This is a genomic window from Micromonospora sp. M51 (assembly GCF_018070305.1).
Classification (GTDB): Bacteria; Actinomycetota; Actinomycetes; order Mycobacteriales; family Micromonosporaceae; genus Micromonospora; species Micromonospora parva.
Window position 1 is genome coordinate 1 of the sequence record NZ_JAGPXZ010000241.1, and the last position, 7,762, is coordinate 7,762.

Consider the following 7,762-nt stretch of genomic DNA (forward strand, 5'->3'; position numbering starts at 1 on the left):
GTTGGGGGGTTCAGGGGTGAGGGATGTGGGGTGGGCCACAGGTGGGGGTGGCGACGGGTTGGTTACTGGCGAGTAGCATTCGAGGGAAACGTGCCCGTGTCGGCGACCCTTGTTCGGTCCGGCGCGCCCTCCCGGCGCGGCGGCCGGATCATGGTCGATTAGGAGGCTCAAGTGCCCCGTGAAGTTCGCGACGTCGTCTTCGTCGACGGCGTCCGTACCCCGTTCGGCAAGGCGGGTGGCATGTACGCCAACACCCGCGCCGACGACCTGGTGATCCGCTGCATCCGGGAACTGCTGCGTCGCAACCCGCAGCTGCCCCCGGAGCGGGTCGAGGAGGTCGCCATCGCGGCCACCACCCAGATCGGCGACCAGGGCCTCACCATCGGCCGCACCGCCGCCCTGCTGGCCGGGCTGCCCAAGACCGTCCCCGGCTTCGCCATCGACCGGATGTGCGCCGGCGCGATGACCGCCGTCACGACCGTGGCCAGCGGCATCGCCATGGGCGCGTACGACGTCGCCATCGCCGGTGGCGTGGAGCACATGGGCCGCCACCCGATGGGTGAGGGCGTCGACCCCAACCCGCGCATCGTCGCGGAGAAGCTCGTCGACCCGTCCGCGCTCGTCATGGGTGCCACCGCGGAGAACCTGCACGACCTGGTCCCGCACATCACCAAGGCACGCACCGACGCGTTCGCGCTCGCCTCGCAGCAGAAGACCGCCAAGGCGTACGCCAACGGCAAGCTGCAGGACGACCTGGTCCCGATGTCGATCCGCGACGCCGAGGGCGGCTGGGGTCTGGCCACCGTTGACGAGGCGCCCCGGGACACCTCGCTGGAGAAGCTGGGCACCCTGAAGACCCCGTTCCGCCCGCACGGCAAGGTCACCGCGGGCAACGCGGCCGGCCTCAACGACGGCGCCACCGCGAGTCTGCTGGCCGACGAGGCCACCGCCCGCGAGCTGGGGCTGCCGGTCGCCATGCGGCTGGTGTCGTTCGGGTTCGTCGGCGTCGAGCCGGAGGTGATGGGTGTCGGCCCGATCCCGTCGACGGAGAAGGCGCTGCGCCTGGCCGGGCTCAGCATCGACGACATCGGCCTGTTCGAGCTGAACGAGGCGTTCGCCGTGCAGGTGCTCGCCTTCCTCGACCACTTCGGCATCGCCGACGACGACGCGCGGGTCAACCAGTGGGGCGGCGCGATCGCCATCGGCCACCCCCTCGCCTCCTCCGGCGTGCGGCTGATGACGCAGCTGGCCCGCCAGTTCGCCGAGCACCCCGAGGTCCGCTACGGCCTCACCGCGATGTGCATCGGCATCGGCATGGGCGGCACTGTCATCTGGGAGAACCCGCACTGGACGGAGGGCAACAAGTGAGCACGCTCGCCGCATCGAACGAGGTCGTCACCCGGGCGCTGCTGCGCCAGGTGAACGTACCGGGGCTGGACCGGCCGGCCGCCCTGATCACGCTCGACAACGGCTTCGACCACACCAAGCCGAACACCTTCGGGCCGGGTGGGCTGGCCAGCCTGGACGAGGCGATCACCGCCGCGCTCGCCGCCGACCCGGCGTTCATCGCGGTCACCGGCAAGCCGTACATCTTCTGCGTGGGCGCGGACATCGTCGGCCTGCCGCAGCTCGCCGACCGCGCGCAGGCGCTGGAGATCGGCCGGCTCGGCCACCGGGTCTTCGCCCGGCTCAAGGACAGCACGGTGCCCACGTTCGCGTTCGTCAACGGCGCGGCGATGGGCGGCGGCCTGGAGCTGGCGTTGCACTGCCATTACCGGACGCTCTCCGGTGGGGCGGCGGCCCTGGCCCTGCCCGAGGTCTCCCTCGGCCTGGTGCCCGGCTGGGGCGGCACCCAGCTGCTGCCGAACCTGATCGGCATCCCCGCCGCCACCCAGGTGATCATCCAGAACCCGCTGATGCAGAACAAGATGCTCAAGCCGAAGCAGGCTGCCGAGCTGGGCATCGCGGACGTGCTGCTGGAGCCGGCCGACTTCCTGGAGCGGTCCCTCGAATGGGCCTCCGGTGTGGTGCGCGGCCAGGTCACGGTGACCCGGCCCGAGGTCGACAAGGACATGTGGGCGGGCGTGCTCTACTTCGCCCGGGAGACGCTGAACCAGCGGCTGCACGGCGCGGTTCCGGCCGCGTACAAGGCGCTGGACCTGCTGGAGACGGCGAAGGACGGCGACTTCGCCGCCGGCACCGCCGCCGAGGACGAGGCCCTCGCGGACCTGGTCTTCTCCGAGGAGCTGCGCAGCGGCCTGTACGCCTTCGACCTGGTGCAGCGGCGGGCCAAGCGCCCGGCCGGTGCACCGGACAAGGGCCTGGCCCGCACGGTCACCAAGGTCGGCATCGTCGGTGCCGGCCTGATGGCCAGCCAGCTGGCGTTGCTGTTCGCCCGCCGCCTCCAGGTGCCGGTGGTGATGACCGACCTCGACCAGTCCCGGGTGGACAAGGGCGTCGGCTACGTGCACACGCAGATCGAGAAGGCCGTCACCAAGGGCCGGATGGACAAGAACACCGCCGCCAAGCTGTACGGCCTGGTCAGCGGCACTGTCGACAAGAGCGCCTTCGCGGACGCCGACTTCGTCATCGAGGCGGTCTTCGAGGACCTGGGCGTCAAGAAGCAGGTCTGGGCCGAGCTGGAGAAGATCGTCTCTCCGGAGGCGGTGCTCGCCACCAACACCAGCTCGCTGTCGATCACCGAGATGGCCGCCGAGCTGGAGCACCCGGAACGGGTGGTCGGCTTCCACTTCTTCAACCCGGTGGCGGTGCTGCCGCTGCTGGAGATCGTCCGGGGTGAGCGCACCGACGACGCCACCCTCGCCACCGCGTTCGCGGTCGGCAAGCAGCTGAAGAAGTCCAGCGTGCTGGTCAAGGACGCCCCGGCGTTCGTGGTCAACCGGCTGCTCACCCGCTTCCTGGGCACCGTCTTCGCCGCCGTGGACGCCGGCACCCCGCTGGACGTGGCGAACAGCGCACTCGACCCGCTGGGCCTGCCGATGCGCCCGCTCGCCCTGCTCCAGCTGGTCGGGCCGGCCGTCGCGTACCACGTGGGCGGCACCCTGCACGCCGCGTACCCGGACCGGTTCGGGGTCAGCGAGAACCTCAAGCGGATCGCCGACTCGGGTCAGCCGATCGTCGTCGACGACCAGGTCAACGAGGACGTCGCCAAGCTGCTCGTGGTCGGTGACCAGCCGCTGACCGCAGAGCAGGTACGGCAGAACGCGCTCGACGCGCTCGCGCAGGAGATCCGGCTGATGCTGGACGAGGGTGTGGTCGCCGAGGCGCAGGACATCGACCTGTGCATGATCCTGGGCGCCGGTTGGCCGTTCCACCTGGGCGGCGTCACGCCGTACCTGGACCGGACCGGCACCTCCGAGCGGGTCACCGGGCAGCGGTTCCTGCCGCGCGGCGCGGCGAGCCTGCCGGCCTGACCGATCGCAGTACCACCATCGCGGTGGTCGGACCGTCCCTCGTGGACGGGCCGGCCACCGCGACCGTTTGTGATCAGCGGACCGTCGGACGGGGGTCTGCGCAGGGTCAACGGCGGGCTCCGCAGCGGGTTAAGATCACGCGTTTCGCACCCCCATCTTGGAGCTGACTGATGTCTCAGCCGCCGGCCAATCCCTACGGCCCGCCGCACGATTCCCCCGACCCGTCGCAGCAGCCGGGCCAGCAGTCTGGCGGTTGGCCGCCGCCGCAGCAGCAGGGACAGCCGCAGCAGCCCGGTGGGTTCCCGCCCGCGCAGCCGGGCGGCTTCCCGCCCGCACAGCCCGGTTTCCCGCCCGCGCAGCCGGGCCAGCCGTACGGTGACCCGAACCTGGCCGGCGGCCCGCCCCCGGCGAAAAAGTCCAACGTCGGCAAGATCGTGCTGATCGTGCTGGCCGTGGTGCTGGTGCTCTGCCTGGGCGGCGCGGCGATCATCTGGTTCGTCGCCAAGGGGCCGGTGAACGACGTGCTCGACGCCAGCAAGACCCGGGTGGTCGCGCCGGCCACGCTCGCCGGCCGGCCGAAGCTCACCAACCCGGAGCTGGAGGCGGCCGCCGAGCAGGCGGTCAGCGGGATGAAGACGGCGGCGGGGAACGAGACGAGCACTGTCGCGGCCTTCTACGGCGACCCGACGAAGCAGGACCTCGTGATGATCGCGGGCATGTCCGGGCTGGTGGCGGACCCGAAGAAGGAACTCGACGCCTACGTCGACGGGCTGTCCAAGCAGCTGACCGTCAACGAGATGACGGCCGTCGACGCCGGCCCGCTCGGCGGTGAGGCGCGCTGCGGCGACGGGAACGCCGAGACCGTGCCGTTGGGCATCTGCGTCTGGGCCGACCGGGGCAGCCTGGGCCTGATGGTGATGTACTTCAAGTCCGCCGACCAGGCCAAGGCCGAGTTCACCGCGATCCGGGGCCAGGTCGAGCAACAGTCCTGAGCCGTACGAGACAGTGGGCCCCGGCCACCCCTGTGGTGACCGGGGCCCACGCCGTACGTCGACTGTCAGGCCGGTTCGGCGACCTCCGACGCGGCCAGCGCTGCCGCCGCGGCCCGCGCCGCTGCCGCCGCCGCCCGCTCGGCCGCGTTGCCGAGCACACAGAACTCGTTGCCCTCCGGGTCGGCGAGCACCACCCAGCCACCGCCGGTCGGGCTGACCCGGTCGGCGACGAGCGTCGCGCCGATGCCGAGCAGTCGCTCGACCTCCTCGGCGCGGGTCCGGTCGGCGGGTTGCAGGTCAAGGTGCAGCCGGTTCTTCACCGTCTTGCCCTCGGGCACGGCGATGAACAGCACCTCCGGGCCGCCCGGCGGCAGGAGCATCGCCTCCGGGTCACCGGGGAAGTCGTCGGGCTGCCGGGGGCAGTCGAACACCTGCGCCCAGAAGCCGGCCAGCGCGTACGTGTCGGAACAGTCGATGCTGATGTTGTGGATCGTCGAGCTCACTGGTGGTCCTCCACGGTGGTGATGGCGACACGTTCGCCGGCGCTGCGGAGCACGCAGAACTCGTTCCCCTCCGGGTCGGCGAGCACCGCCCAGCCCGTTCCGTCGGCAAGCCGTCGGTCGGCGACCATCATGGCCCCGAGGCCGAGCACCCGCTCGACTTCCTCGTCCCGGGTCCGGTCGACCGGTTCCAGGCAGATGTGGACCCGGTTCTTGGTCACCTTCTCCTCCGGCACCTCCTGGAAGAACAGGTGGGGGGTGGTGCCGCCCGGCGGCACCACTGCCGCCTCCGGATCACCGGGGGCGTCCTCGTCGTGCCGGGCGTAACCGAGCACCGCCGACCAGAAGCCGGCCAGGGCGTACGTGTCGTGACAATCGAAACTGATGTTGCGGATCCGTGGATACACGGGTGGTCCTCCATGTTCGGATGAGGACGCTCCGCCGCCCGGGGTCAGCCTGCGAAGACCAGGGGTGCGGAGCCTTGACTGGTGGACATCGACGCACCCCCCTTCACTCTCTGAGCTGACTCGGTGATCTTGCCAGCGGGTGAGCGTCGCGCGCAACCCCGTTCAGCCGGCGGCGGGCACCGCCGGGGTGTCCGCCGACGGCAACGTCACCGTCACCTCCAGACCACCGCCGGGCTGCGCGACCACCCGTACGGTGCCGCCGTGCGCGTCGCAGACCGCCCGGACGATGGACAGCCCCAGACCGGACCCGCGAGCGCCGGTGCGTTCCCGGCCACCGCGCCGGAACGGCTCGAACAGCCCCGGAACGTCGGCCTGGTCCACCTCGAAGCCGGTGTTGCCCACCACCAGCCAGGACCGTTCGCCGTCGGTGCCGGTGCGCACCCACAGCCGGCCGTGCAGGTGGTTGTAGCGGACCGCGTTCTCGATGAGGTTGCCGGCCAACCGGTCCAGCAGGCCGGGGTCGCCGACGACCGGCGCCGGCTTCAGCGACGTCTGCACCCGCAGGCCGATCCGTTCCACCTCGCGGCGCATCGCCGACAGGGCGTTGGCGGTGCCGGCGGCGAGGTCGCACTCCGTCCGCCGACCCAGCCGCCGACCGGCCTGTGCCTCGCTGCGCGCCAGCACCAGCAGCGCGTCCACCAGGCTGTTGGCCCGCTCGGAGGCGTCCCGTACCACAGTCGCCATCCGCCGGTACTCGGCGGCGTCCGCCTCGTCGTCACTGAGCGTCACGTCGATCTCGGTGCGCATCACGGCGAGCGGGGTACGCAGCTCGTGCGAGGCGTTCGCCACGAAACGTTTCTGCGCCTCGAACGCGGACGCGATCCGATCCAGCATGTCGTCGAACGTCTTCGCCAGCTCGGCCACCTCGTCGTCGGCGCCCGAGTAGCCGATCCGCTGGTCCAGGGTCGCCTCACCGAGCCGCTGCGCGGTCGCGGTGACCTGGTGCAGGGGGCGCAGCGCCCGACCCGCCACCGCGTACGCCCCGGCCACCCCGACCACGCTGATCGCCAACAGCGCCACCAGGCCCTTGGCCAGCAGCTCCCCCGAGGCGGCGTCGACCAACTGCCGCTGCCACTCGCCGGCGTCCAACTCCCGGCCGTCGGAGAGCAGCACTGTCGTGCCGGGCACCAACTCGTCGGTGGGGCGCAGCGCGTCGCGGACCAGCAGCCACGCCAACAGCACCAGGATCGCTCCGGCGCCGATCAGCAGCACCCCGTTGAGCACTGTCAACCGCAACCGCAGGGTGGGCCGCAACCGGCGACTCACCGTGCCACCTCGGTTCGCGACTGCGGGGCTCGCACACCCGGCTCACTCCTCGCGCTCACAGATTCACCTCGGCGGTGCGGTAGCCAGCGCCGACCACCGTCTCGATCAGCGGCGGGTCGCCGAGCTTCTTGCGCAGGGTCATCACGGTGACCCGGACGATGGTGGTGAACGGGTCGGTGTTGGCGTCCCAGACCCGTTCCAGCAACTCCTCACTGGAGACCACCGCGCCGCGCGCCTTGAGCAGCTCACTGAGCACCCCGAACTCCTTGTTGGTGAGGTCCACCGGCACTCCGGCGCGGGTGGCCACCCGGCGGGCCGGGTCGAGCACCAGGTCGGCCAGTTCGAGCACCGGCGGCGCCGCCGGGGTCGCCCGCCGGCCCAGCGCCTGCACCCGGGCGACCAACTCGTCGAAGGCGAACGGCTTGGGCAGGTAGTCGTCCGCGCCGAGCTGCAACCCCTCCACCCGGTCGGCCACCGTGCCGCTCGCGGTGAGCATCAACACCCGGGTCAGCGCACCGTGCCGCAGCACGGATCGATCGCGCGCACACTGGACGGTTCGGTCTCGCCGCCGCTGCGCAGCAGCAGGTTGCCGTCGGTCAGCTTGGTGACGGTGCCCGGCTGCTGCCAGCGGTACGCCCCGGTCGCCCGGTCCAGGGCGATGGTGCGGGTCTCCCGACCCTCCGGGCCGATCTCGTACCCGGTGGTCAGCAGCATCCCGTTCAGCGACGTCATACCCCAGTACCGGGCCTCCGCCGACAGCGGCACCTGCCAGACCGGCTCGCCGTCGGGCAGCCGGTACGCGGCCAGCCGCCCCTGCCGCCTCGGGCTCGTCGGCTCCATCACCAGCAGTAGGTCTCCATCGATCATGACGTCGGATCCGGGCCTGGCCGGCAGCGTCACCGGGGCCGGGCGCGACGGCGTCACCGCGCCGGCGGCGAGCGTGACCAGGGCGAGCAGCACGACCAGCGCGCAGCGCAACGTGCGACCGTGGGCGCGGGGCGGGCGGGGCAGCGGGTCCGGGTCCGGGCCGTGCCGCAGCTCGCCGAGGTCGATCACCGAGTCGCTCACCGCGTCAACCTCCACAGGGCGGTCGTGCCGTCCAG

At 71.7% G+C, this 7,762-nt stretch carries 7 protein-coding genes and 1 pseudogene; 3 read left to right on the forward strand and 5 right to left on the reverse strand.

Annotated elements, in window-relative coordinates; genetic code table 11:
* Positions 1 to 171: 171 nt before the first annotated feature.
* From KBX53_RS15070 to KBX53_RS15080, 3 genes are all read left to right on the forward strand, one after another.
* Positions 172 to 1,368 (forward strand): acetyl-CoA C-acyltransferase, encoded by a 1,197-nt coding sequence (locus KBX53_RS15070; protein WP_030338108.1) that lies wholly within the window; start codon positions 172 to 174, stop codon positions 1,366 to 1,368.
* Positions 1,365 to 3,434, forward strand: coding sequence for a 3-hydroxyacyl-CoA dehydrogenase NAD-binding domain-containing protein (locus tag KBX53_RS15075; RefSeq protein WP_210859902.1), 2,070 nt, complete (start codon positions 1,365 to 1,367; stop codon positions 3,432 to 3,434). The genes KBX53_RS15070 and KBX53_RS15075 overlap by 4 nt, the downstream gene beginning before the upstream one ends.
* A 170-nt stretch (positions 3,435 to 3,604) precedes the next feature.
* Positions 3,605 to 4,426 carry a hypothetical protein gene (locus KBX53_RS15080; protein ID WP_210859904.1) on the forward strand — a complete coding sequence of 274 codons (822 nt, stop codon included), beginning with the start codon at positions 3,605 to 3,607 and terminating at the stop codon, positions 4,424 to 4,426.
* 65 nt (positions 4,427 to 4,491) lie between these two features.
* Here KBX53_RS15080 and KBX53_RS15085 read toward each other — a convergent pair whose 3' ends face one another.
* The 5 genes and pseudogenes from KBX53_RS15085 to KBX53_RS37295 form a co-directional block, all read right to left on the reverse strand.
* A complete protein-coding gene (locus KBX53_RS15085) occupies positions 4,492 to 4,929 on the reverse strand; it encodes a VOC family protein (RefSeq protein ID WP_051708917.1) in 438 nt (145 codons plus the stop codon).
* Positions 4,926 to 5,333, reverse strand: a complete 408-nt coding sequence (locus tag KBX53_RS15090; protein ID WP_210859906.1) for a VOC family protein — start codon at positions 5,331 to 5,333, stop codon at positions 4,926 to 4,928. The genes KBX53_RS15085 and KBX53_RS15090 overlap by 4 nt, the downstream gene beginning before the upstream one ends.
* A gap of 162 nt (positions 5,334 to 5,495) precedes the next feature.
* Positions 5,496 to 6,659: a cell wall metabolism sensor histidine kinase WalK gene (locus KBX53_RS15095; protein ID WP_051708918.1), complete on the reverse strand. Its 1,164-nt coding sequence runs from the start codon at positions 6,657 to 6,659 to the stop codon at positions 5,496 to 5,498.
* Positions 6,660 to 6,714: 55 nt separating this feature from the next.
* Positions 6,715 to 7,176 (reverse strand): annotated as a pseudogene (locus KBX53_RS15100) (response regulator transcription factor); the annotation flags it as partial.
* Entirely contained in the window at positions 7,167 to 7,526 is a 360-nt protein-coding gene (locus KBX53_RS37295; RefSeq protein ID WP_369010005.1) for a hypothetical protein, read from the reverse strand. The gene KBX53_RS37295 and the pseudogene KBX53_RS15100, both read right to left, overlap by 10 nt.
* Between the last annotated feature and the right edge of the window lie 236 nt (positions 7,527 to 7,762).

Bases quoted from the DNA above. Each gene is read 5' to 3' on its own strand.
- KBX53_RS15080 (WP_210859904.1), top strand. From the start codon at position 3,605: ATGTCTCAGCCGCCGGCCAATCCCTACGGCCCGCCGCACGATTCCCCC.
- KBX53_RS37295 (WP_369010005.1), bottom strand. From the start codon at position 7,526: ATGATCGATGGAGACCTACTGCTGGTGATGGAGCCGACGAGCCCGAGG.